The organism is Maribacter halichondriae (assembly GCF_027474825.1).
In the GTDB taxonomy this organism is placed as follows: domain Bacteria; phylum Bacteroidota; class Bacteroidia; order Flavobacteriales; family Flavobacteriaceae; genus Meishania; species Meishania halichondriae.
Genome location: NZ_CP107030.1, coordinates 1,178,414 through 1,203,316 on the forward strand (window position 1 = coordinate 1,178,414; position 24,903 = coordinate 1,203,316).

Annotated in this window: 17 protein-coding genes and 6 pseudogenes; 18 read left to right on the forward strand and 5 right to left on the reverse strand. The window is 41.9% G+C overall.

Annotated features, from left to right (window positions below):
• Positions 1 to 64: 64 nt before the first annotated feature.
• The 3 genes and pseudogenes from N8A86_RS05430 to N8A86_RS05440 all read right to left on the reverse strand — a co-directional run bounded on the left by N8A86_RS05430 (position 65) and on the right by N8A86_RS05440 (position 5,583).
• Entirely contained in the window at positions 65 to 1,282 is a 1,218-nt protein-coding gene (locus N8A86_RS05430) for a TolC family protein (RefSeq protein ID WP_273569029.1), read from the reverse strand.
• Positions 1,283 to 5,047, reverse strand: a pseudogene (locus tag N8A86_RS05435) (efflux RND transporter permease subunit); the annotation flags it as partial.
• A 113-nt stretch (positions 5,048 to 5,160) separates the two neighbouring features.
• Complete coding sequence (locus N8A86_RS05440; RefSeq protein WP_273568132.1) at positions 5,161 to 5,583, reverse strand: HYC_CC_PP family protein; 423 nt, start codon at positions 5,581 to 5,583, stop codon at positions 5,161 to 5,163.
• Between the two features lie 291 nt (positions 5,584 to 5,874).
• Here N8A86_RS05440 and N8A86_RS05445 point away from each other — a divergent pair, with 291 nt between their 5' ends.
• The 8 genes and pseudogenes from N8A86_RS05445 to rodA all read left to right on the forward strand — a co-directional run bounded on the left by N8A86_RS05445 (position 5,875) and on the right by rodA (position 15,176).
• Positions 5,875 to 6,981, forward strand: coding sequence for a hypothetical protein (locus N8A86_RS05445; protein WP_273568133.1), 1,107 nt, complete (start codon positions 5,875 to 5,877; stop codon positions 6,979 to 6,981).
• Between the two features lie 95 nt (positions 6,982 to 7,076).
• A complete protein-coding gene (locus N8A86_RS05450; RefSeq protein WP_273568134.1) occupies positions 7,077 to 7,532 on the forward strand; it encodes a GAF domain-containing protein in 456 nt (151 codons plus the stop codon).
• A 294-nt stretch (positions 7,533 to 7,826) separates the two neighbouring features.
• A pseudogene (purH, locus tag N8A86_RS05455) lies at positions 7,827 to 9,355 on the forward strand (bifunctional phosphoribosylaminoimidazolecarboxamide formyltransferase/IMP cyclohydrolase).
• A gap of 168 nt (positions 9,356 to 9,523) precedes the next feature.
• The gene (locus tag N8A86_RS05460) at positions 9,524 to 10,552 is read left to right on the forward strand and encodes a rod shape-determining protein (RefSeq protein WP_273568135.1); all 1,029 of its coding nucleotides are present in this window, start codon (positions 9,524 to 9,526) and stop codon (positions 10,550 to 10,552) included.
• A gap of 80 nt (positions 10,553 to 10,632) precedes the next feature.
• On the forward strand, positions 10,633 to 11,451 hold the full coding sequence (gene mreC, locus N8A86_RS05465; RefSeq protein ID WP_273568136.1) for a rod shape-determining protein MreC: 819 nt from the start codon (positions 10,633 to 10,635) through the stop codon (positions 11,449 to 11,451).
• A complete protein-coding gene (locus N8A86_RS05470; RefSeq protein WP_273568137.1) occupies positions 11,444 to 11,953 on the forward strand; it encodes a rod shape-determining protein MreD in 510 nt (169 codons plus the stop codon). The genes mreC and N8A86_RS05470 overlap by 8 nt, the downstream gene beginning before the upstream one ends.
• Positions 11,950 to 13,881 (forward strand): peptidoglycan D,D-transpeptidase FtsI family protein, encoded by a 1,932-nt coding sequence (locus N8A86_RS05475; protein WP_273568138.1) that lies wholly within the window; start codon positions 11,950 to 11,952, stop codon positions 13,879 to 13,881. The genes N8A86_RS05470 and N8A86_RS05475 overlap by 4 nt, the downstream gene beginning before the upstream one ends.
• 12 nt (positions 13,882 to 13,893) lie before the next feature.
• Positions 13,894 to 15,176: pseudogene (rodA, locus tag N8A86_RS05480) on the forward strand (rod shape-determining protein RodA).
• Between the two features lie 40 nt (positions 15,177 to 15,216).
• Here the strand turns inward: rodA and N8A86_RS05485 are convergent.
• Complete coding sequence (locus N8A86_RS05485; RefSeq protein WP_273568139.1) at positions 15,217 to 16,029, reverse strand: DNA/RNA non-specific endonuclease; 813 nt, start codon at positions 16,027 to 16,029, stop codon at positions 15,217 to 15,219.
• 159 nt (positions 16,030 to 16,188) lie between these two features.
• Here N8A86_RS05485 and msrB point away from each other — a divergent pair, with 159 nt between their 5' ends.
• The 6 genes from msrB (at position 16,189) to N8A86_RS21395 (ending at position 19,283) form a co-directional block, all read left to right on the forward strand.
• A complete protein-coding gene (gene msrB, locus N8A86_RS05490; protein WP_273568140.1) occupies positions 16,189 to 16,650 on the forward strand; it encodes a peptide-methionine (R)-S-oxide reductase MsrB in 462 nt (153 codons plus the stop codon).
• A complete protein-coding gene (msrA, locus tag N8A86_RS05495; RefSeq protein WP_273568141.1) occupies positions 16,643 to 17,194 on the forward strand; it encodes a peptide-methionine (S)-S-oxide reductase MsrA in 552 nt (183 codons plus the stop codon). The genes msrB and msrA overlap by 8 nt, the downstream gene beginning before the upstream one ends.
• A 77-nt stretch (positions 17,195 to 17,271) precedes the next feature.
• Positions 17,272 to 17,523: a peptide methionine sulfoxide reductase gene (locus N8A86_RS05500; protein ID WP_273569030.1), complete on the forward strand. Its 252-nt coding sequence runs from the start codon at positions 17,272 to 17,274 to the stop codon at positions 17,521 to 17,523.
• On the forward strand, positions 17,523 to 18,065 hold the full coding sequence (locus N8A86_RS05505; protein ID WP_273568142.1) for a peptide-methionine (S)-S-oxide reductase: 543 nt from the start codon (positions 17,523 to 17,525) through the stop codon (positions 18,063 to 18,065). Before N8A86_RS05500 ends, N8A86_RS05505 begins: the two co-directional genes overlap by 1 nt.
• A 2-nt stretch (positions 18,066 to 18,067) precedes the next feature.
• A complete protein-coding gene (locus N8A86_RS21390; RefSeq protein ID WP_337251742.1) occupies positions 18,068 to 18,616 on the forward strand; it encodes an alpha/beta hydrolase family protein in 549 nt (182 codons plus the stop codon).
• A gap of 223 nt (positions 18,617 to 18,839) precedes the next feature.
• Positions 18,840 to 19,283 (forward strand): OsmC family protein, encoded by a 444-nt coding sequence (locus N8A86_RS21395; RefSeq protein WP_337251743.1) that lies wholly within the window; start codon positions 18,840 to 18,842, stop codon positions 19,281 to 19,283.
• A gap of 443 nt (positions 19,284 to 19,726) precedes the next feature.
• On the opposite strand, the pseudogene N8A86_RS05515 reads toward N8A86_RS21395, so the two are convergent.
• Positions 19,727 to 21,921, reverse strand: a pseudogene (locus tag N8A86_RS05515) (carboxy terminal-processing peptidase).
• A 189-nt stretch (positions 21,922 to 22,110) separates the two neighbouring features.
• Between N8A86_RS05515 and surE the strand changes: the two are divergent.
• The 4 genes and pseudogenes from surE (at position 22,111) to lpxB (ending at position 24,712) form a co-directional block, all read left to right on the forward strand.
• The gene (gene surE / locus N8A86_RS05520) at positions 22,111 to 22,890 is read left to right on the forward strand and encodes a 5'/3'-nucleotidase SurE (RefSeq protein ID WP_273568143.1); all 780 of its coding nucleotides are present in this window, start codon (positions 22,111 to 22,113) and stop codon (positions 22,888 to 22,890) included.
• A pseudogene (locus tag N8A86_RS05525) lies at positions 22,883 to 23,163 on the forward strand (hypothetical protein). The gene surE and the pseudogene N8A86_RS05525 overlap by 8 nt, the downstream one beginning before the upstream one ends.
• 48 nt (positions 23,164 to 23,211) lie before the next feature.
• Positions 23,212 to 23,511: a four helix bundle protein gene (locus N8A86_RS05530; RefSeq protein WP_273568144.1), complete on the forward strand. Its 300-nt coding sequence runs from the start codon at positions 23,212 to 23,214 to the stop codon at positions 23,509 to 23,511.
• Between the two features lie 86 nt (positions 23,512 to 23,597).
• Positions 23,598 to 24,712, forward strand: a pseudogene (lpxB, locus tag N8A86_RS05535) (lipid-A-disaccharide synthase).
• Positions 24,713 to 24,903: the final 191 nt, after the last annotated feature.

Consider the following 24,903-nt stretch of genomic DNA (forward strand, 5'->3'; position numbering starts at 1 on the left):
TTTTAGTTTTTAGTTTTTAGTTTTTATATTAGAAATTGATTATCAGTTAATTGTATTCCGTTTTTTATTGATTCGTTACATAGTTGATGATGCTCATTTGTTCATAATAATTTTTGACAGCTTCTATTCCGTTCATCTGGAACTTCAGTTGTAATTCCTGAATGTCCAACACATCATTAAAATCAATGGTGCCCGTTTCATAATTCTTAATAAGGATTTCCTCCGCATCGTTTGCCCGTTCGAGATTCTTTAACTGCGTATCGTATTTGATCCTTGCAGCCTCACGACTATTGATAGCATCGCTTAAAACAGTTTCCAAAAGATTTCTGCGGTTCGCTTTTTGGGCATTGATTTCCTCTTGCCGCAACTCGTTCTGTACGGTTTTCGATTTGTATTTGTTGTTGAAAATTGGAATGGACAGAGAGACCATAGGCATCACAATGTCCTTGCCGTTGTCACTTAAATTCATTCCAGCCCTATCTGCCACGGGAATATAATCCAATCCAAAACCGAGATTGGGATTCGCTTCTTTTTGGTTCAGGAGTTCCGATTGCGTTACGGATTCGTAGAGCCTATCGTATTTTTCCAATTCGGGATGCACTTCCAATACGGACTGTTCAATTTCAGTTGGTTCGTATATCGGCAAGGAATCGACAAGCTCGATAGCGATGGAACCCTCCCTGTTCAGCAGATTATTGAACTTTGTCCGTTCTGCGTGATATTCATGTTCCAAGACCAACCTATTTTCTTCCAGTTCATTTTGACGAATCTGGAGGCGAAGGACATCCACCGCCGAGGCTTTACCCACTTCTACGGAAGTCAATGCCAATCTTTCATAGGTTTTTAGGAGCTGGATATTTTCATCCAAAACCTTTTGTTTTTCCTTGATCGCAAAAAGCTGGTAATAGGATTGGAACACCGACAGGTGTAATTTTCGTTTAGTGATCGCGATATCTAGATAATCCACTTGGGCCAACGAGCTGGCATAGTTCTCCCGAGCGGTAATGGTGCCGAACCAAGGTAGCATCTGCTTGACGGAAAACCGGGCTTTTTGTGCGCCTGTCCTTGTTTCGGGTTCACTAACGAAAACTCCGGCACTCAGTTCTGTGTTCGGTAAGGCATCGGCTTCCTCAATTTTTTCCTTTGAAATGTTGTATCTCAGCTCGAAAGCCTGTATCTCGGGATTGTTGTTTTCCGCCTCTTGAATGTAGGAATCCAAGGTTTGGGCATTTGCAGCCGAGACCATTATCATCCCTAACAATAGTATCATTATTCTTTTCATGCGTTTCGTCTTTTTTAGTTGCCATTCGCTTTTCCAACTGTACAATACCGGAACTACCAATAGGGTTATCAGAGCGATCAACATTCCCCCAAAAGAGGGTATCGCCATGGGAATCATGATATCGCTACCCCTTCCCGTTGAAGTCAGCACGGGCAACAATGCTAGAATAGTTGTTGCCGTGGTCATCAAACAAGGCCGTATCCGTTTTTCCCCTGCTTCGACGACCGAAGCTCGAACCGCTTCCAAGGTGTTCGGTTTGTTCCTGTCAAAAGTCTGGGTCAGGTAGGTGGCCATAACCACCCCATCATCCGTTGCGATTCCGAAAAGGGCAATAAAACCTACCCAAACGGCCACACTTAGATTAATGGTATGCATCTGGAATAGCTCGCGAAGGTTCTCCCCAAAGAAATTAAAGTTGAGGAACCAATCCTGTCCGTAAAACCATATCATCAAGAACCCTCCTGCAAAGGCAACCGCGATTCCTGTAAATACCATGAACGAGGTGGCAACGGAACGGAACTGAAAATACAGGATCAGGAAAATGATGAACAAGGCCAGAGGTACGACTACGGACAAAGTTTTTTCGGCCCGTAATTGATTTTCATAGGTTCCTGTAAATTGATAGTTGATGCCTTTGGGGACTATCAATTCGCCATTATCGATTTTTTGTTGGATAAGGGCTTGGGCGTTCTCCACCACATTTACTTCGGCGAAACCATCCAACTTATCGAACAGTACATAGCCCAATAAAAATGTATCCTCACTTTTGATGACCTGTGGCCCTTTTTCGTATCGGATATCGACCAGTTCACTCAGGGGAACAGGACTGCCTTTCGCAACGGGAACATAGATGTTCTTGATGTCCGCGGGATTCTCCCGAAGTTCCCTTGGATATCTTACCCGAACCCCATAGCGTTCTCGACCTTCTACGGTCTGGGTCAAGGACATGCCGCCGACGGCGACTTCCAAGACCCGTTGCACGTCTTCAATTTGGATACCGTATCTGGCCAACGCTTCCCGATCGATATCAATCAACAGATAGGGTTTCCCAACGATCCTATCAGCAAATACCGCTTCGTCTTTAACACCCTCGGCTTCTTTAAGGATATTTTCCAATTGGATGCCAAAAGCTTCGATTTGTCGCAAATCCTGACCCTTGACCTTAATGCCCATCGGTGCGCGCATTCCTGTTTGCAGCATTACCAATCGGGTTTCGATAGGCTGTAATTTTGGTGCGGAAGTAACTCCCGGCAATCTCGTTACCCGAACGATTTCGTTCCAAATGTCATCGGGAGACTGTATCTCCGGTCGCCAGTTGCGGTAGTATTCCCCATCAGAATCTGGAACCAGATTCTCAAAGCCGATTTCCGAAAAGGCTTCAATATCCGATTCCTTATACTCGGATGTTTTTTCGTCAAGTACCGTATTCGGGTTTAGCAAGAAATCTCCATCCTTTAGCGCAAAAAGCCCATCTTTGTTGACCTTGAAACGCTGTCGTTTTCCATCTATGTTCAGCATGTATTCGGACTTGTACTGGATCATGTTCTCGTACATGGACATTGGCGCGGGGTCGAGCGCAGATTCCGTTCGTCCCGCCTTCCCGACTACGGTCTGGATTTCAGGAATGCTGGCCACGGCCATATCCAACTGTTGCAGCACACGTTTGTTTTCTTCCACTCCGGCATGGGGAAGGGAAGTCGGCATCAACAGAAACGAACCTTCGTTCAAAGAGGGCATAAACTCCTTGCCCGTATTTTGCATGATAAGTACCCCGAATACAACGATGGCCGTTGGAAGGGAAAGGAACAGTACTTTGTTTCGCAACGCCCAACGTAGGATACTTGTATAATATTTTTGGAAAGTGACAAATACACCCAATAATCCGAAACATATGAATCCCACAAAAACCAGATTCATGAAAATGCTCCTGCCTAAACCGAGAGGCCTCCAATAGTTTGCCAAAAGAAATACGATTGCGCTAACGGAAATAATAATGTTCAAAAGGTTAGCCTGCTTGTCGGAAAGTGAAAATCCATTGAACAGTCGTCCGGCCACTTCCGCGTTCTTTAAAGGTTTTATTGTGCCGAAAGCCATCAAGACCAGACCCAACCAATAACCATAGACTACAGCAATAAGCCCTATAAGTATCAGTAACATACTGAATACATAGCCCATAACGCTCTTGCTTCGTTTCTTTCGAAAGAGGAAAGCCGCAAAAGGTGGTATCAAAAAAAGAGCAACTATAATCGATGCGGTCAACGCAAAAGTTTTAGTAAACGCCAACGGTCGGAATAGCTTCCCTTCCGCCCCGATCATCGTGAATACGGGGATGAAGCTAATAATCGTGGTCATGACCGCCGTTACGATGGCACCGGAGACTTCCGTTGTGGCATTATAGACTACGGTATTTATGGGGAGTTTCTCCCCGTCCTCATCCAAATGTCGTATGATGTTCTCGGAGAGGATGACCCCCACATCGACCATGGTTCCGATAGCGATTGCGATACCGGAGAGTGCAACAATATTGGCATCCACCCCAAAAAGTTTCATGGCGATAAAGACCATCAGTACCGCTACGGGCAATAAACCTGAAATAAGTATGGAAGCCCGAAGGTTGAATATCATGATGACGATGACCAGTATGGTTATCAGTATTTCCAAGGTCAAGGCCTCGTTGAGCGTACCCAAGGTTTCCTGAATCAACTCGGTTCGGTCGTAGAAGGGTACAATTGTTAATTGTGATGTTCTACCATCGCTCAATTCCTTGGATGGCAATCCTGAACTCAGTTCCTTGATCTTATCCTTTACATTGTTGATGACCTCCAACGGATTCGCCCCATATCGAGCGACCACAACGCCACCTACGACTTCCGCTCCTTCCTTATCGAGAATACCACGCCGGACCGCTGGGCCGAGTGAAACGTTCGCAATATCCTTCACACGGATGGAAGTATAATCCTCCGTAGTGACCACGGCATTTTTGATATCCTCCAAGGATTCTACATAGCCAAGACCTCTTACCAAGTATTCGGCCTGATTGATTTCCAAGGTCTGTGCGCCAATATCCCGGTTGCTGCTTTTTACCGCATTGACGACATGATGCAGACCAATGTTATACTGCTTCATCAATTCAGGATCCACATCGATTTGATATTCCTGTACATAACCTCCGATAGAGGCGACCTCGGAAACCCCGCTTGCCGCGGACAGGGCATATTTTACATAGTAGTCCTGTATGCTTCGCAATTCCTGTAGATCCCAGCCTCCGGTAACGTTCCCTTCTTTGTCCCTGCCTTCCAAAGTGTACCAGAAAATTTGACCCAATCCGGTAGCATCCGGTCCTAAAGCTGGATTAACACCATCGGGCAGCAAATTACTAGGAAGCGAGTTGAGTTTTTCAAGGATCCGGCTACGGCTCCAATAGAATTCCACATCCTCGTCAAAAATGATATAGATGCTGGAAAACCCGAACATTGAGGAACTACGTATCGTTCGGACTCCCGGAATACCCAATAAAGAAGTTGTCAATGGATAGGAAATCTGGTCTTCTATATCCTGTGGGGAACGACCGCCCCATTTGGTAAAAACGATTTGTTGGTTCTCTCCAATATCGGGAATCGCATCCACGGCGACGGGATCGCTGGGCAAAAAGCCCGTGTCCCAATTGAAGGGAGCGTTGACGGTGCCCCAACCCACAAGGAGAAGGAGCATAAGTACAGCGACTAACTTATTTTCGATAAGAAATTTAATGCCTTTGTTAAGCATAGGGATTGATTATTAAACAATTAGAAACCGTGCAGCGAAAACCACACAAACAACAGGTTTAGCCCAAAAACAGCGGTTGCCGTTGGTTGGGCTTATTTTCTAATGTTCAAAAATCAAATGAGAAATGTCTGATCTAGAATCTGGATATCCCGTATTAGTGGAGGAGGGGAATAATCTTTAAAGGGAACATCGTTCTGGTCAAGCCCTTCAAATCGATTGATATAGGCATAAACGAAAGAAGCGACAAAGACTTGTTGATCAAAAGTTAGTTGGTCGAACGAAATCTTCAGATCGTCCTGTCCTTCCAATACAACTTCCACGTCGGTACAGCAGTCCATGTCCATTTCCATCACGGCACATTCGCTGGAAGATTTGGACATTTCGGCTTTCATCATGCAGGTATCCACATTATCGAAAAGACTGAAATCTACCAAATGATCACCACAATAATGCATATCCACCGAGAAGGACATGGTGGAAAATAACACTATTAGCGCCATTGTGGCGGATGCTATTTTGTGAAAGGATGCTTTCATTTGCTTTGCAAAAATACGAAATATTCGTTTGTACCGATTTAAGAACAATAGCTTTAACGAAAAATTGGCAGCCTAAGTATGGATTGCCGGCCTCAATTCTTATAGAGGTGTTTTTCAGCTATCTTTGACCCACGAAATGCAACTTATTCGTTAAATATTATGTGCGGTATTTGAAAACGATAAAAAAAATCGGGGTTTTAAATACTCAAACACGATGTAATCAGTTATTACAAGTAGAATCACCAAAAAGATTCTAAAATTCTAATTAACTATTTTAAACATTAACCGATCATGAAGAAAAAATTGAATTTAAAAGTTACCTCAGGATTTGTCATCCTTATAATGGCACTATTTGTTTCAAGTTGTGGTTCCGACGATGGAACTATTTTCGACACTCCCCTTCCCGGAGGTGACCAAGGTGGTGATGAAGGTGGTGACGAAACCCCCGAAGTTGCAACCATCGTATATAACGAAGGTGATCCATCAGGCAATAAGGTTACAGCAGAAGCTAGCGGAGAAGTCGGAACCTCGGTACCGGGGCGGGTAATATTCACTTCAACGAATACCACCCAACGCAGAATGTATATCACCCAAAATGTCTCTGGGCAAGGTGATATGCCTTTCAACAATTTCAATCTGAACAGTGATGACCTCAATAAAGTATTGAATGCCGATGGATCTATTGATTTGGATGGCGCGACCAAAAAAGAAATCGACTTTACGTTCGAACTTCCAGTACCCGATATTGACAACGGGTCTATCGTCTACAGTTTTTGGACCACAAGAGGAAAAGGGGATTTTAGGGACCCGGCCAAGCGATTGGCGTTAGGTGTTGGAACCATTACGGTTACCGTTGGTACCGGAACTAATCCCGCGGCAGCGGTAAGGGAATTTACCGGGGTCAAATTATTTGCTCCAGATGTGAACGGAAATACAGAAACGTTCTTTTCCCTGCTGAATGAGACTGTTTATAAAATCAATGTCGGTCCTGAATTCAGGGCGTTTTGGGATTTCGGATATTATTATGGTGCTTCAGGCGTGTCTGCCGACGACAATGCGTCGTTCGCCTCGACAGCCGCTTATGATGAATCATTTGGCTTTCCTGTGGAAGGCCTTGAACCTGGTGATGATGAGGAAGATGCAGATACCGAAACCTTGAACGAAGCGTTTTTTGCAATGTCTACTTTGGATGCTGCCGCTTTTGATGGTATTTCCTTATCCGGAGATTTGAATTCCGTAACCCAATCCGATGCTCAGAAAATCACCAATCTTAGTGTTGATGATGTTGTCGAATTTGTGGATAACTACGGCAAAAAAGGACTTATTAAAATCACGGATATCCAACCTGGTTTTGGCAACGCCGATTTTATCGAGTTCGACGTTAAGATACAGCCTTAAACAAAGTATATTTTGAATATTTTTAAGTGGCACCCGAATATGGGTGCCACTTTTTTTATGGGAAAAAAGTATATTTTTGATCAAAATTAGCAGGCATGTTCGACGACTTGAAATCACAGATCAGCGAAATATTGAATACTTTTGAAAATACTGCAGAAGCACGCATACAACGTATATGCGATCTTTTACAAGAAAACGTTCCGCATTACGATTGGGTAGGCTTTTATTTCAGGAACGGGAATAAGGAAGAACTAAAACTTGGCCCCTATGCCGGAGAACCGACCGACCATACAATTATTCCGTTTGGAAAAGGAATATGTGGACAGGTAGCAGTCAGCAACCAAAACTTTGTAGTGCCCGATGTCAAGGCTCAAGACAATTACATAGCTTGCAGCATTACAGTAAAGGCTGAAATTGTGGTTCCCTTGTTCGTCAATGGAGAGAATATAGGGCAAATCGATATCGATTCGAATACTGCCAATCCCTTCACTGAAGAGGATGAGCGGTTTTTGGAATTTGTGAATTTGGAGGTGGCTAAAACAATAGTTTAATACATATGAGGCAGTCGACAAAGTCTTGTTTTCCCTTTTCTGTAACATCGAGCGTCCCGAAATCTGGGGAGATTACCTGAACCTTAGGTTTGTAAAGTTCTCGACTCCGCTCGAAATGACAGTACGAAAGACTTTTTAGACGGTCTCACCAAAGAATATTTGTCCTTCCGTACTTAGTGCCTTTCTAATTTCCGTTCAAAACTTTAACGCTATTGTTGATAACCTAACGAGCTTTTTCCTTCCAAAAAAATTACTTTTGCATGCTTAGACAAGAAACCCACAAGCACGTAAAAAATGAGCGCCAAAAAAGCCACTTCTGCATTAATTTCGGTCTTTCATAAAGATGGATTAGAGCCTATCGTAAGAAAATTCAAAGAACTTGGAATTACCATCTATTCTACCGGTGGCACTGAAAAATTTATAAATGATTTAGGTGTAGACGTGGTACCCGTTGAGGAAGTAACGAGCTATCCATCCATATTGGGGGGTAGGGTTAAGACCTTGCATCCGAAAGTGTTCGGGGGCATTTTGAACCGGCAGGACAATGAAAGTGATGTGGCACAGCTTGAAGAATTCGAAATTCCGCAGTTGGATATTGTCATCGTCGATCTTTATCCTTTTGAAAAAACGGTGGCCAGTGGCGCATCTGAACAAGATATTATCGAAAAAATAGATATTGGCGGAATTTCTTTAATCCGTGCTGCAGCCAAAAATTATAAGGATGTACTTTGTGTCTCGTCCATGGAAGATTATGGTGATTTATTGGAAATCATTTCGAACAACAATGGTAATACCACGCTAGAAGACCGCAAACGATTTGCATCCAAGGCATTCAATGTTTCCTCGCATTATGACACCGCTATTTTCAACTATTTCAATAAAGACCATCAACAAGCGGTACTAAAGATAAGCGAAACAAAAGGCCAAGTGTTGCGCTACGGTGAAAACCCGCATCAAAAAGGATTCTTCTTTGGTGATTTTGAAGCTATGTTCACCAAACTGCACGGCAAGGAACTTTCTTACAATAACTTGTTAGATGTCGATGCCGCTGTGCTTTTGATGAACGAATTCAAAAAGAAGATCCGACTTTTGCGATTTTAAAACACAACAATGCATGTGGATTGGCAACTCGAAAAACCATACATCAGGCCTATGTCGACGCCTTGGCAGGTGACCCTATTTCAGCTTTTGGTGGAATTCTCATTAGCAATGTTGAAATCGACAAACCCACAGCGGAGGAAATTCATAACCTTTTCTGCGAAGTGGTGATAGCTCCGAGCTATTCCGATGAAGCACTTGAAGTCTTAAAAGGCAAAAAAAATCGGATCATTCTCGTTCAACATGAAATCGAATTACCGAGTACGATTGTTAGAACCTGTTTGAACGGTGTTTTGGTGCAAGACAAGGATTTTAAGACCGACACGGTTGCAGAATTGCAGTATGTGACCGAAAAGGAACCCACCAAAAGAGAGCTTGAAGATTTGATCTTTGCCTCTAAATTATGTAAACACACCAAATCGAATACCATAGTTTTAGCGAAGAACAAACAACTATGTGCAAGTGGCACAGGGCAAACATCACGTGTAGATGCCCTGAATCAAGCGATTCACAAGGCAAAATCGTTCAAGTTTGACCTAGAAGGCTCCGTCATGGCAAGCGATGCTTTTTTCCCTTTTCCAGATTGCGTTGAAATTGCGCATAAAAATGGTATTTCAAGCGTTATACAACCGGGTGGATCGATAAAAGACCAGTTGAGTATTGATTATTGCAACGAAAACGGAGTAGCCATGGTGATGACCGGCACACGTCATTTCAAGCATTGAGACATACAGCTCTTTTCACTTTGCGGTTTGTACACTTCAATAAAGTCAGGTTTGGCGACAAGAAGATGCAAATTCACAACATTAAACAGTATAGAGCGGCTTAATTTACTACTTTTGTCGATAAAATGCACCCCACGCATACATGTAACATAACCAAACGAATTAAAAATGGGCTTTTTTGATTTCTTGACCGAGGAAATCGCTATCGACTTAGGTACAGCGAACACCCTCATTATCCATATGGACAAAGTCGTTGTAGACAGTCCGTCCATTGTTGCCAGAGATCGCATCACTGGCAAAATCATTGCCGTTGGCAAAGAGGCCAACATGATGCAGGGCAAGACCCACGAAAACATCAAGACCATTAGACCCTTGAAAGATGGGGTAATTGCCGATTTTGATGCTTCGGAAAAGATGATAAATATGTTCATCAAGAACATTCCTGCATTAAAGAAAAAATGGTTTCCACCTGCACTGCGCATGGTCATTTGTATTCCATCAGGGATTACGGAGGTCGAGATGCGAGCTGTTAAGGAATCCGCCGAGCGTGTAAACGGAAAAGAAGTGTATTTGATCCACGAACCCATGGCGGCGGCCATCGGTATCGGTCTTGATATTATGCAGCCAAAAGGAAATATGATCGTCGATATCGGTGGGGGTACCACAGAAATTGCAGTTATCGCTTTGGGCGGTATCGTTTGTGACAAATCGGTAAAGATTGCAGGCGACGTCTTTACAAACGATATAATCTATTATATGCGTACCCAGCATAACCTCTATGTCGGTGAAAGTACCGCAGAGAATATTAAAATAGATATTGGTTCGGCAACCGAGGATTTGCAGTCGCCCCCGGATGAAAAATCGGTTCAAGGCAGGGATCTGTTGACCGGTAAACCCAAACAAGTGCAGATATCGTATCGTGAAATTGCCAAGGCCTTGGACAAATCTATTTTACGTGTCGAGGATGCCGTTATGGAAACCCTATCTCAAACACCTCCAGAGCTTGCAGCCGATATCTATAATACCGGTATCTACTTGGCCGGTGGCGGATCTATGCTACGAGGTTTGGATAGGAGGCTCTCGCAAAAAACCGATTTGCCCGTTTATATTGCCGAGGATCCTCTTCGCGCTGTTGTTCGTGGCACGGGCATCGCATTGAAAAACTTGGAGCGGTATAAGAGCATCCTAATAAAGTAGAACTGCAGACAAAATCGACCCCAATCAAAATCGTTTACCGAGCACAAATTCGAAAAGGGTTCCACAAAACTGAATAGTGCATGCAGCAGATTATCAACTTTATCATTCGATATAAGAATTTTCTTCTATATATCTTCTTGTTGATGGTCTCCCTTGGCTTTACCATACAATCGCATTCATATCATCAATCTCGGTTTTTTAATTCAAGTAATTGGATTTCTGGCAATATTTATGAAACCTCTAATAATTTCTTTTCGTATTTCGACCTTGCTGAAAAAAACAAAAAATTGGTCGAAGAAAATCATAGGTTACGCGACCAGCTTTTTAATTTTAAGCTTCCTGATACTTTACAGCTCGATTCTATTCAGCGTACCTATACCATAACAACGGGTAAGATCATTAAGAATAGCTACGCCAATCCAAGAAATTACATAACCATAAACAAAGGTCGGAGTGACAGCGTAAAACCCGACATGGGAGTCATTACCGATAAAGGTATTTTGGGAATTGTCGAAAATACGTCAGGTAACTTCGCTACGGTTCAAAGTATTCTGAACGAGAATTCCAACATCAATGCAAAAATCAAGAACTCGAATCAGTTCGGCTCATTGGTCTGGGATACCAAGAACTACAACGTTGTACAATTGACCGATATTCCGCGTATGGCGAATCTGACCGTAGGTGATACCATTGTGACCGGCGGAATGAGTAGTATTTTCCCCGAAAACATCCCCATAGGAACGATTCTAAAATTTGACTTGAATAACTCGCAGAGTCTGTATACTATAGACGTAGCGCTTTTTAACGATATGACGAACCTAAAACATATCTATATTGTCAACAACAATGATAGAGCCGAAATAATCGAACTCGAAACGGAGACCCAAAACAATGATTAGTAATAACTATTTTATTAATATCGTTCGTTTTGCACTACTGGTGCTGGTTCAGGTATTGGTGTTCAATAGATTGAATTTCTTCGGGTTCATCAACCCTATGGTCTACATCATGTTCTTGTATTGGTATCCTATCAAAGAGAACAGGGCCGCATTTATCGGCCTAAGTTTTTTATTGGGTATTGCCATCGATTTTTTTTCGGATACTCTGGCGATTCATGCAGCTTCTACGGCAACAATAGCATATTTTCGACCCGCTATCATGCGATTCGTATTTGGGGTCAATTATGAGTTTCAAAGTTTTAAGCTAGGTAATGCCACAAGGGTACAACAATTTACTTTTTTAGCGTTATTAATAATAGTGCACCACTTGGTGTTCTTTACCTTGGAGATTTTCAGTTTGGCGAACATACTGCTAATTTTGAAAAAAGTCGTTTCCATAGGTTTGGCCACCTTGGTACTATGCCTATTGTTCGGTTCACTTTTTAGCACAAGAAAGGAATGAAAAAAATTCTACTCTCGTCCATTATCATTATTATCGGTATAACCTTTATCGGTAGGCTTTCTTATTTGCAGATATTTAGTTTTTCGCCTGATCAGGTTCTTGAAGATCCTGCGATAAAGGCGATTTATGATTACCCGGAGCGAGGTTATATCTATGACCGCGACGGTGAGTTGCTGGTCGGTAATCAACCTGCTTACGATGTTATGGTAATTCCGCGCGAGGTAAAACCTCTGGATACTCTAGAATTTTGCGGTTTATTAGGACTGGAAAAAGATAGGTTCGTAGAGATTTTGCGAAAGGCACGAATATATTCTCCAAGGCTACCTTCTGTACTTGTACATCAACTCTCTAAAGAAGATTACGCCCGTTTACAGGAAAAAATGCGTCATTATGAAGGCTTTTATATTCAAAAGCGTTCGCTACGTTACTATGATACCAATAGTGCCGCCAATGTTTTAGGGTATATCAGAGAGGTCAACGAACGTGATCTAGCTAAAAACCCCTACTATGTTCAAGGTGAGTTGACCGGGGGTACGGGTGTCGAAAAAGTGTACGAAGATATTTTGAGAGGGCGTAAAGGAGTACAGTATATTCAGAAAGATCGATTTAACAGAGATATCGGTCCGTTTAAGGATGGTACTTGGGACACCTTGCCAGAACAAGGTATTGAAATCAATATTACTATCGATAAGGCATTGCAAGAATATGGAGAACGATTGATGCATGGTAAATGGGGCGGTGTCGTAGCCATCGAACCTTCTTCAGGTGAAATCTTATCTATGATATCAGGGCCAACGTATGACCCGTCGCTTTTAGTGGGAAGAAAAAGATCCGCGAACTATAGTAAATTACATTACGACTCTATTTCGAAACCTACGTTTGATCGATCTATTTCCTTTGAAAAAAGCCCAGGTTCGCCATTCAAGGCCATTAACGCCTTAATCGCATTGCAAGAAGGTGCAATCACCCCTTCTACCACATTTACTTGCTATCATGGCTTTTATATAGGAAGGAATAAAAAAGGTTGTCATTGCGGTGGAGGTACGAGAAGATTGAATGACGGTATCTATAAATCGTGTAATGCCTATTTCGTGGGTACTTATAAAAAGATTTTTGAACAATTTCCATCGAATAGTGAGGCGATGGATGCTTGGGAAAAACATGTGCGAAGTTTTGGTTTGGGCGGGTATTTGGGATCCGATTTACACACCGGAAGGCCAGGTAGTGTTCCGAGCACAGATCTTTATAACAAATGGTATGGTATAGGAGACAAGAGATGGTCGGCCACTACCACATATTCAAACGCTATTGGACAAGGAGAGGTCAACGTTACTCCATTACAATTGGCCAATATGACCGCTGCGATTGCCAATCGAGGGCATTTTTTTACCCCACATATCCTCAAAAAAATCGATGGAAAAGAAATTAGTATTCCCGATTTCGTGGAGCCCAAACAAACCACTATTGATAAAAGACACTTTGAGCCAGTAGTTCAAGGCATGGCCGATGTATATCGAAAAGGAACCGCTCAATATATACAGATTCCCGATATTGAGATTGCAGGCAAAACAGGTACCGTTGAAAATTTTATTAAAATCGATAGTGTCAAGACACAATTGACCGACAACTCGGTTTTCGTAGCTTTTGCCCCGGTCGATAATCCAAAAATCGCCATTGCCGTATACATTCAAAATGGATATTATGGTGCCAGATACGCCGGGCATATTGCTTCTTTGATGATCGAGAAATATCTTAAAGGGGAAATCACAAGAAAAGATCTCGAAAAACGCATGCTCGAAAGAACATTGGAATCGGAATATGCAAAACCCTATAGCGGACAACCGTTCAAGATAAACGAATATGATTGGAGCCAACATGCCAAAAAACCCGAAACGGTTGATACCGCTTTAGATACGGTAGAGCGCTAAAGAAGAACGAGTATGTCAGGTAAAAGCATTCTGAAACGCCTGGATTGGCTATCCATTTTTTTTATGTCGCCTTAGTGGCCATTGGTTGGGTAAGTATCTATTCGAGCACCTTTACTGAATCTGATGTCTCTTTATTCGATTTTAGCACCTTGCACGGTAAACAACTATTCTTTATCGGCGCTAGTTTCGTTTCTATTATAATTATATTGGCCCTTGAGGCGAACTTTTATGAACGCTTCTCCAGCGTATTCTACATCATCTCCCTCGTATTGCTTTTAGGCCTGTTCGTCTTCGGTAAAACGATTGCCGGGGCCACTTCTTGGTACGACTTGGGTTTTTTCAACCTTCAACCTTCGGAACTTGCAAAAACGGCAACCGCCCTTGCCTTGGCCAAGTATCTTAGTGATATTCAAACCGATATCAAGCGTGGCAAAGATCAACTTTACGCTTTTTTAATTGTGCTGATACCGGCCATTTTAATTATCCCGCAGCCTGACCCTGGTAGTGCACTGGTGTTCTTCGCCCTTGTATTTGTAATATTTAGGGAAGGTTTGCCCATATATTATCTGGGTATCGTCCTTTTGGCCATTCTAGTATTTGTAACCACATTGATGTATGGTACCGTATGGGTAAGCATAGGTTTGGTATTGCTTTTGGTGCTTTTTCTTTTCTTAAAAAAGAAAACCTTCAAAGTCGGTATTTTACCGATTGTGAGTGTGGCCATAATAACTGTTCTTTTCTCGTTGTCGGTCAATTTTGTATTTAACAATGTATTCGAACAACGCCACCGAGACCGGTTCAGTCTCTGGCTACGACTAGAAAAAGACCCTGACAAGCTCGAGAAAATCCGGAAAACAATCGGTTACAATACCTATCAATCGGAAAAGGCCATTGAATCGGGAGGGTTCTTCGGAAAAGGTTTCTTGGAAGGTACGCGCACCAAAGGAGATTTTGTACCAGAACAACATTCGGATTATATATTTACGACCATAGGAGAGGAATGGGGCTTTCTCGGTACAACGACGGTTGTGCTTCTTTTTACTTTTTTATTGTTACGTTTGGTGTATCTCGCCGAACGTCAAAAAACCGATTTTGCAAGAATGTTTGGCTATGGTGTAATCTCTATTTTGCTGATACACTATTTTATCAATATAGGTATGGTCATCGGTATACTGCCCACAATCGGTATTCCGCTACCCTATTTCAGCTACGGCGGCTCAAGTATGCTGGGGTTTACCGCACTCCTTTTTATTTTTTTGAGGCTAGATTCCAATAGGTTAAAGGAAGGGTTCTAAAGAATTTAGGAGGAACGAAGTTTTGAATTAGAGATTAGATTTAGTAGTCCCAACCATCTACATTTACTTTGCTTTCCAAATCGGCCTCTACGTCATCCGGTAGCTTTTCAAAAAAGTCGATTCCAGTGCGTCTTTCGATTTCATCGACGGACACAACAAATTCGGAGAGGGCCTTGGTACTTTCCTTTCCTTCCAATAAAAAAGCAGTTATTTTTAAATTACCCGAATTTTCCCGGGCCACGATTTTGTAGTAAAATCTAGGCACGTCTACGTCTTCTTGTCCTATTTCTTCCAACCCATTTTCTAAAACCCCGCCAGTCACCACAAAAAGTTCGTTATGCTTTTTGGCCCATTGTCGCACTTGCATTTCCAAACGGTTCCAAACTCCGGCGTTGAAATCTTTGTCTTGCGGACTTATATTGCTGGTATAAAAAGTCTCATTATAGGCCTGCTCTGAAAATCTTCGGTCTCCCGCCGGGCATAGATGGCCACGATCATATCCCGAACCTTTGTAATTGCGCCAATCGGCAGATTTCGTCGGCACCTTTGGGTCTTCTATAAAATAAGGGCGTTTTCTGTCGTCATAGGTCAGATGCTCTCGTTTGAGTATATAGGCAACCCATTCGGCCTGTTCGAAAGGTTCATTATAAGACAATTTAAAATGTTGATGATCTACAACGGTTCCCGTGGTCGAACTTGGCAAAAATATATCAGGAATTGTGGCTCTATCCGCTTCCGAGACTCCGACCGAATAGGTGCCGGGCGTGTAAAAATTCTCGAAAAGCCAAAATCCGATAACACTTAACAACAATAAAGCGGTATAAATAGTTCGATTTCTTCTGCTTCTTAACATGGCACAAATTTATAGCAAATAAATTCCGTTCAGGGATAGATTTTGTAAGTTCAGGTAACTTCTTACGACCAATATCATGTATTTCTCCTTTTACTTTTCTAAATTGTAAAGGAGGATTTTTTATTTGAACATTATCTTTTAAAAAGAAAGGAACAAACTATGCTTACATGGAAAGATGTCATTCACTTTAGTGTCAACGGAAACCCTGAACCCGACCGTAGGGTAGAAAAAACAGAAGCCGAATGGCACGAGATCTTGACCCCTGAACAATTCAGGATTACCCGTAAAAAAGGAACCGAAGCTCCGCACAGCGGAGCACTCTGTGGCATTAACGAAGCCGGAAAACACAATTGTATCTGTTGCGACACCCCTTTGTTCGATTCGACCATAAAATTCGAGTCGGGCACGGGTTGGCCCAGCTTCACCCAACCTATAAAAGAGAACGCCATCAAATATGAAAAAGATACGGCATTTGGAATGGTGCGGGTAGAGGTCATGTGCAACACTTGTGATGCACATTTGGGACATGTATTTCCCGACGGGCCAGAACCTAGCGGACTTCGGTATTGTATCAATTCAGAATCTATGCAACTTCAGAAAGAAAGGATAAACAATGAATAACAAAAATTTAGAAATCGCCACTGTTGGAGGAGGCTGCTTTTGGTGTGTCGAAGCGGTCTTGCAACAACTGAAAGGAGTCGAAAAAGTAGTATCAGGTTATACCGGAGGTAAAGCGCCGGGCAGACCTACCTACCGAGAAGTCTGTTCAGGCCTGACCGGTCATGCGGAAGTGGTTCAAGTTACGTTCGACCCTAGCATTATTTCCTATAAAGACTTGCTTGTTGTATTTATGACAAGCCACGATCCGACTACAATGAACCGTCAAGGGGCAGATGTGGGGTCGCAATATCGATCCGTCATTTATTATCACAATGAAGCACAAAAAGAAACGGCCGAAACCGTAATAAAAGAAGTTGGCGAATATTATGACAGTCCTATTGTTACCGAGGTAAGTCCATTGGAAACTTTTTATGAGGCCGAGGACTACCATCAAGACTATTATCGTAACAATACCTCACAAGGGTATTGCAGTGCGGTAATTACGCCCAAATTGGCCAAACTTCGAAAGATGCATGCCGATATGCTCTTGGATATTCCTGTCTAAGATGTCTTAGTGCATATTACTTTACTATAGATATTGAGGAGCGAGATGTGCGCTCCTCAATACTTTATCGCTTGAAAATGCTTTTAGAAAAGATTCGAATTTTACCGATAGGATATTCGAAGGTACTATACCGGAACAAAAAATATGGTGTTACCCGAACCGATTTTAATTCGGGAAAAAGCATCAAACTGTTTGCCGAAGAATTGGGTGGAAACGATTTTATCAGCTTGAACTATTATCTTACCGAAACCGCAGAAAGTTTAAAGCCTTGTGAAATGCCCGAAGAAAAAGTAATCGATTTTTTGAAAGGATATAAATCTACCAAATAATGCAAAGTACAAAATCTAAGTTGCACAAAATTGCTGTGGGAGGAGGTTGTCATTGGTGTACGGAAGCGGTATACCAATCTCTAAAAGGAGTCTCGAAGGTTGAGCAAGGGTTTATTTCTTCAAGTGGTTCGAACACTAGTTTCTCGGAAGCCGTTATCGTTCATTTTGATAAAGAGGTCATTGGTTTGGCAGCTATCATCGAAATTCATCTTCACACGCACAGCAGTACTTCTGAGCATGGCATGCGCTCAAAATATCGTTCCGCTGTCTATACCTTTTCAAAAGATCAAGCTCTTGACGTTGAAAAAATTATAAATGAGCTTCAAGAAGGATTTGAGCACAAGATCATAACTGAAGTGCTTCCTCTTGTAGATTTCAAATCCTCCGAAAAGCAGTTCGCCAACTACTATTTTAACAATCCGCAAAAACCGTTTTGTCAAAATTATATCGAACCTAAAATTCAGCTGCTATTGCAAAGATTTTCTAATCGAATTGATGCAAATAAGATAAGACGACAAGATGCCGTAGCATTAAATCCATAAAAATGAAAAACAGCAAACTTCAGATAATAAATCAAAAAGGACACAAACTTCAGGCCTACTTGGAACTGCCCGCAAATCAAAATCCTGATAAATTTGCAATTTTCGCCCATTGTTTTTCATGTAACAGTACCTTAAATGCGGTGAAGAATATTACGCGGGCACTGACATCATTCGGTTTTGGAGTGGTCCGCTTTGATTTCACAGGACTTGGAAAAAGTGAGGGCGAATTTGCTGAAAGCCATTTTTCGGGTAATGTAGATGACATTTTGGCGGTAAACAACTACTTGCAAGAGCACTATATCGTTCCGTCATTTCTTGTCGGCCATTCTCTTGGCGGTGCCGCCGTAATTGTAGCGGCTTCCAAACTTGAAAATATCAAAGCGGTGGCGACCATCGGTGCGCCGGCCACTGTGGATCATGTTACCCAACACTTTTCGCATCAATTGGAAGAAATCGAATCCAAGGGAGATATCGAAGTAAATATTGGGGGAGGCCTTTCAAGATCAATAAAGAATTTGTGGAAGATTTCGACAAGACAAACCTTCCCTTGATTACCGAGAACCTGCGAAAACCGATTTTAATTTTACATTCCCCCATTGATACTATCGTGGGTATCGACAACGCGCAACGCCTTTATCATAGTGCCAAACATCCAAAAGCTTTATAAGCCTAAACCAAGCGGATCATCTACTTACTGATGTTCTCGATAGTAGATATGTCGGCAATGTTATCGGGGCTTGGGTTCAACGTTACTTTCCGGAACAGGATAATGAAATGCTGGATACCCATGGGGAACAGCTGGTCGGACACTTAAATCTCTTGGAAGATAATTTCACGACCCAAATACAGACTAAAAAACATACGATGACCGCAGACGAACCAAAGTCTGTTGATGGGGACGATTTCGGCCCTTCGCCTTATGAATATCTCAATGCCGGTCTCGCAGCTTGTACGGCGATGACCTTGAAACTATACGCTGAACGAAAAAAATGGGACTTGCAGGAAGTATTCGTATATCTATCCCATTCAAAAAAACATTCCGATGAACTCGAATTAGATATTGAAAAACCTGGATATTTGGACCATATTGACAAGAAGCTGAAATTTGTCGGTAATTTGGACGAAAAGCAAAAAACCCGTTTGAAAGAAATCGCTTCGAAATGCCCGGTGCATAGAACATTACAAAGTGAAGTCATTATTGATACCGAAATAATATAAAATCCTTTACCCCTATTTGATATGAGTCTAGTAGAGAATGTGAAGCTTTTTTTAAGGCAAAAGCAGAGAACCGTCCGACCGAATCCGCTCCTGAAGGTGTATGCCCGAACTGCTGGGGCAAACAAGAATGGGAAGGTGAATTCTACAAACACCTAAAAGCCAATACTATTATTCCCGAATCGGACAGATATAATAATTGGATCAAAGAATTTGTCGTGAAGCATATCGATGGTATCGCCATAAACAAAGACACTCATGTTTGTACTACCTGCAAAGTGAACTACACGAAATAAGCCACTATTACTTCATTTCAAAGTACCATAATAGATTGATCTTTTCCGCAATGAACTAATAGGATGAAGACCAAATCATAGTACTTTCCAGTAACAAAAATGCCTTGCAAATAATTTGCAAGGCATTTTTATATTCTTAATCTTTAATGATTAACCTTTCACACTGGCCAATTTACCATTCTTGATATTGTTCATTTTAAGGTCTTGTAACACGTTGACAGCCTCCTCGACATAAACGTCTTTGGCCAGATTTTGGTGCCATCGATTTCTTTTTTCCTTAAAACGGAATCTTTGGTGAACAATGCTTCCTCATATTTTAAAGACCTGAAAGTCAACTTTGAATCGTAGTCTGAAAGTGTCTTGAAATACTTCGACTTTTCCTTATCCTTTTTGTCCTCGTTCTTGTATACCTCGTAGTTCAACGAAATCTCGGTTTCGTCTTGTTCTTGTTTTAACCATTGGGCATTTTCTTCGATCAATTTGATCTGCGCGTTTGTCGCCATGCGTTTCTTACTGTTCGCGATGGTCTGTTCGTAATCGATATAACCATCCCAAGGCTCGTAATTCGCGGGTTCTATTTCGTCCCATTTCAACGGATTTTCTTGATCTCGTTCCCCAAGGTCGATATAACTATATCGGTCCGGTACCACAACATCACTTTTTACACCCTCCAATTGTGTGGAACCACCATTGATACGATAGAACTTCTGTGTAGTCAATTTGATAGCGCCCAAATCTCCGTGCTCATTGCTTCTCACGATATTATCCAAAGGAATCACGTTCTGTACGGTTCCCTTCCCAAAAGTTTGCTTGCTTCCGATTACAATCGCCCTTTTATAGTCTTGCATGGCAGCAGCCAAAATTTCGGAGGCCGAAGCCGATAGCTCGTTTACAAGAATAACCAAGGGACCATCCCATTGAATTCGTTCATCCTTATCATCATAGACATCTTTTTTCTGGCCATTGGAACGAACCTGAACCACAGGACCATCTTTGATGAACAATCCTGCCATTTCTACGACGGTTTTCAAAGATCCACCACCATTGTCGCGCAGGTCTAAAATCAACCCCTCTGCACCGGCCTGCTTTAACCTTTCAATTTCTTTGGCCACATCGGTAGCACAATTTCGCTCAGAATAATCTTCAAAATCAACATAGAATTTAGGTAAATTTATAAGACCGAACTTTTGGTCTCCTTTGATAATATTCGCTGATTTGGCATATGATTCTTCCAATTCGACCACATCCCTGGTCAAGGAAATTCTTTCTATTGAACCGTCGACCTTTCTTACTGTAAGGTTCACCACGGTGCCTTCTGGGCCTTTGATAAACTTGATAGCATCATCCAACCGCATACCTACGATATCAATGGGTTCCTCACCTTTCTGACCTACCTTGATAATCTCGTCTCCTACTTCCAATCGTTGATCTCGCCATACGGGACCACCAGAAATAATCTCGACGATTCTCGCTCCATCGGCCTTTTTCGTTAACCGAGCTCCTATTCCTTCAAACTTGCCCGACATGTTCATATCGAACTTCTCTTTATCTTCTGGGCCAAAATAAAACGTATGGGGATCAAATTCGTCTACGATAGTATTGATGTACTGTTCGAACCAATCTTTGCGCTGTAGGTCATCGACGAAATCAAAAAACTCGTCCAAGGTTTTTTCGGTATATTCTCGAGCCTCCTTTTCGGCTTCTTCAGGAGTCAACGGTTCTTCCGGCATTTCATCCGCCTGCAAACCTTCAACCTCTGATTCTTCAATTTTAATTTCTTCGCCTTCGACCGCAACGCTAATTTTTGAATCGGGCTTGGCCAATGTCAGCTTTGAGTCATAATTGCCCAAAGTCGCATACTTCAATTGTTTTCTCCATCGTTCTTTCAAATCTTCTTTTGAAGATGCGAACGGCACCTTATCGTAATCAATATCTATCGATTCGTTCAGTGCATAGTCGAATGGTTTTTGAAGTACTTCTTTATAGATTGCCTTGGCATCGCCCATTCGCTCGACCAACCGCTCGTGTACCAGATTAAAGAAGGTAATGTCTGTGTTCTTTATCTGATCGTCTATTTGATATTTATATTGTTCGAATTCTTTGATATCACTATCCAAGAAATAGCGCTTGGTAGGATCTATGATATCTATAAAGTCTTCGAAAACATTCACCGAAAAATCATCGTTGATGTCTTTGGGCTCGTAGTGCCCTTTTTCAAGTACGTAGGTAATTAGATCTAACAACAACTTGTCCTTGTCGTCATTCTCAAAAGATTTGTTGGTAAAACTGCATGATGCTACCGCAATAAGCATTACGACTAATGCATAGGCCAGATTCCTTTTCATTCCTTAATTTTTTTAGTAAAAATTCGCTATTCACATTCATGATTTCAAATGGAGCGCCCAATATGGTTTATTTCCCTAAGATACTGAAAAAACCATGCCAGTTATAGGGGTAAAGCATTAATTTTTTGTTAATCGCGGCACGGGCGATATCTTTTTTTAAACGTATTTTTGGGCTTTAAAGTATACCAGATGTCGAAACCCTTGATTCTTGTTACCAATGATGACGGAATAACAGCACCTGGGTTAAGGGCTTTAATACGCTATATGGCGGCCTTAGGCGATGTAGTAGTTGTGGCGCCCGATAGTCCGCAATCAGGTATGGGACACGCCATTACGCTTGATAATGCCCTGTATTCGAAAAAAATGAAGGTCGATTTAGAGAATGGTGCCAAAGAAGAATATAGCTGTAGCGGCACACCTGCGGATTGTGTGAAATTAGGACTTCAGGTGCTTTTGAAAAGAAGACCGGATATTTGTGTAAGCGGAATCAACCATGGTTCCAATTCATCGATAAACGTTATTTATTCAGGTACGATGAGCGCTGCGATCGAATCAGGTATCGAAGGTATTCCCGCAATCGGTTTTTCGCTTTGTGATTATTCTTGGGAAGCCGATTTTCGACCTGCCGAGACAGCCATCAAAAAAATAGTCAAGGAAGCACTTGATAATGGCATACCCAAAGGAGTAGTACTCAATGTGAATATTCCCAAGTTGGGAAAAGAGGAACTAAAAGGAATTAAGATCTGTCGACAGGCACGCGCTAACTGGAAAGAAAAATTCGACCATAGGACCAACCCTATGGGAAAGGACTATTATTGGCTGACCGGGGAATTCGAATTACTTGACCGAGGAGAGGATACCGATGAATGGGCATTGGCCAACGGTTATGTATCCGTAGTTCCGACACAATTCGATCTCACGGCCCATCATGCCATTCAAAGTTTAAACAACTGGAAGTTACATGAATAAAAAAGAATTGGTAATTGGCTTCGCCGTGGGCATTATCGCCAATACTATCGGAACACTGTTATACATATTGCTATTTTCCGATTTTGGAATTGTCGAAACCTTTGATGCAGCGGTAACCCAAGGTCATGTAGGCAGTCTATTGGCCCTAGGGGCAATTCTGAATCTGGTCGCTTTTTTGGATTTCTAAGAATCAGGCGAGATGAGCGGGCGAGAGGAGTTTTAGTCGCTACATTACTAACGGCTTTAATCATTTTATACTATAAGGTATTTTAAAGTTCAAGCGCAAGTACAAGTACAAGCACAAGCACAAAAGAATCCATTATGGACAAGAAGTTTGATTTAGAAGATAGACTAGTGGATTTTGCCGCAAGTGCCGCCTTGTTTTGCACCGGCTTACCGAACGATCCAATTGGAATCTATTATTCCAATCAATTGCTGAGATCAGGTGGTAGTTCTGCCTTAAATTTCGGGGAAGCACAAGGCACAAATTCAGATAGGGACTATATAAACAAATCCACCATTTCCTCAAAGGAACTGAAAGAATCAAGGGTCAATTTGAAAATACTAAAAAACTCGATTATGGCGACCCGTCGAAGTGTACGATCCTACTTGACGAAGTAGAACAGCTTGTAAAAATAATCGCGACAATAATCAAGAACAAAAAGTAAATTTAAAATCCATTATTTGAACTTGAACTTGAACTTGAAATGAAATATTACATTATCGCCGGCGAAGCTTCGGGCGATCTTCACGGATCGAACCTCATCAAGGCCCTAAAAGCCAAAGATGAAGGTGCTGACATACGTTGCTGGGGTGGTGATCTGATGGAAAAGGCCGGTGGCATTTTGGCAAAACACTATAAAGAAATGGCCTTTATGGGGTTTCTTGAAGTGTTGCAAAATATAACCACTATTTCAAGGAATATTAAGTTGTGCAAAGAAGATATTTTCCAATTCGATCCTGACGTTATTATTTTTATCGACTATTCGGGTTTTAACCTTCGCATCGCAAAATGGGCCAAGGAACACAATTTTAAAACGAACTACTATATCTCTCCGCAGATATGGGCCTCCCGTGAAGGTCGCATCAAAAATATCAAAAGAGATATCGACGCTATGTACGTCATACTTCCTTTTGAAAAAGAATTTTATGAAAAGAAGCATGGTTTTCCGGTACATTTTGTGGGCCATCCTTTAATCGACGCCATAGAAGACAGACCCGAAATTGATACGGAAATTTTCCAGTCAGAAAATTACCTTGATTCCGAGAAGCCCATCATCGCACTTCTACCTGGCAGCCGGAAACAGGAAGTAGAAAAGATGCTGCATGTGATGCTTTCGATATTTGGTGATTTTCCCGAATATGAGTTCGTAATTGCAGGTGCGCCAAGTTTGGAGCGCGATTTCTATACTCCGTTTTTAGACAATCCGAATGTAGGTTTTGTATCCAACAAAACGTATGATCTGTTGAGTTGTGCCCATGCCGCATTGGTTACCAGTGGCACCGCGACTTTAGAGACGGCACTCTACAGAGTACCGCAAGTAGTCTGCTATCGCGCCAATTGGATATCGTACCAAATTGCGAAACGTATCATAACGCTCGATTATATCTCACTGGTGAACCTCATTATGGGCAAAGAGGTGGTGAAAGAATTACTTCAGGATGAACTAACCACAAAAAATCTAAAAAAGAGCTTTCCAAAATTCTTGAGGGGCCAAATCGTAGAGCGCAATTAGACGCATACTCCGAATTGGCCCAGAAATTAGGAGGCCCTGGAGCTAGTGAAAAAACCGCCTGCCTCATCATCGATGGTATTCAGTAGCGATACGGCCTTGAAAAAAACAATTTTAAATATTTATGTAATTTTGAGGTCTAAGCATTCAAATTACGCTCTAGTCAATGCGAAAGTTTTTATACTATATTCCCTTAATTTTTTTTCTCAGCTGTGGTACGGTCAAAAAAAGAACGACTTATGGCAAAGAAAGAAAGGTTTCTGTTGATGCCACTAAAAAG

Coding starts and splice junctions, on each gene's coding strand:
- N8A86_RS05430 (WP_273569029.1), bottom strand. CDS start 1,282: ATGAAAAGAATAATGATACTATTGTTAGGGATGATAATGGTCTCGGCT.
- N8A86_RS05440 (WP_273568132.1), bottom strand. CDS start 5,583: ATGAAAGCATCCTTTCACAAAATAGCATCCGCCACAATGGCGCTAATA.
- N8A86_RS05445 (WP_273568133.1), top strand. CDS start 5,875: ATGAAGAAAAAATTGAATTTAAAAGTTACCTCAGGATTTGTCATCCTT.
- N8A86_RS05450 (WP_273568134.1), top strand. CDS start 7,077: ATGTTCGACGACTTGAAATCACAGATCAGCGAAATATTGAATACTTTT.
- N8A86_RS05460 (WP_273568135.1), top strand. CDS start 9,524: ATGGGCTTTTTTGATTTCTTGACCGAGGAAATCGCTATCGACTTAGGT.
- mreC (WP_273568136.1), top strand. CDS start 10,633: ATGCAGCAGATTATCAACTTTATCATTCGATATAAGAATTTTCTTCTA.
- N8A86_RS05470 (WP_273568137.1), top strand. CDS start 11,444: ATGATTAGTAATAACTATTTTATTAATATCGTTCGTTTTGCACTACTG.
- N8A86_RS05475 (WP_273568138.1), top strand. CDS start 11,950: ATGAAAAAAATTCTACTCTCGTCCATTATCATTATTATCGGTATAACC.
- N8A86_RS05485 (WP_273568139.1), bottom strand. CDS start 16,029: ATGTTAAGAAGCAGAAGAAATCGAACTATTTATACCGCTTTATTGTTG.
- msrB (WP_273568140.1), top strand. CDS start 16,189: ATGCTTACATGGAAAGATGTCATTCACTTTAGTGTCAACGGAAACCCT.
- msrA (WP_273568141.1), top strand. CDS start 16,643: ATGAATAACAAAAATTTAGAAATCGCCACTGTTGGAGGAGGCTGCTTT.
- N8A86_RS05500 (WP_273569030.1), top strand. CDS start 17,272: ATGCTTTTAGAAAAGATTCGAATTTTACCGATAGGATATTCGAAGGTA.
- N8A86_RS05505 (WP_273568142.1), top strand. CDS start 17,523: ATGCAAAGTACAAAATCTAAGTTGCACAAAATTGCTGTGGGAGGAGGT.
- N8A86_RS21390 (WP_337251742.1), top strand. CDS start 18,068: ATGAAAAACAGCAAACTTCAGATAATAAATCAAAAAGGACACAAACTT.
- N8A86_RS21395 (WP_337251743.1), top strand. CDS start 18,840: ATGCTGGATACCCATGGGGAACAGCTGGTCGGACACTTAAATCTCTTG.
- surE (WP_273568143.1), top strand. CDS start 22,111: ATGTCGAAACCCTTGATTCTTGTTACCAATGATGACGGAATAACAGCA.
- N8A86_RS05530 (WP_273568144.1), top strand. CDS start 23,212: ATGGACAAGAAGTTTGATTTAGAAGATAGACTAGTGGATTTTGCCGCA.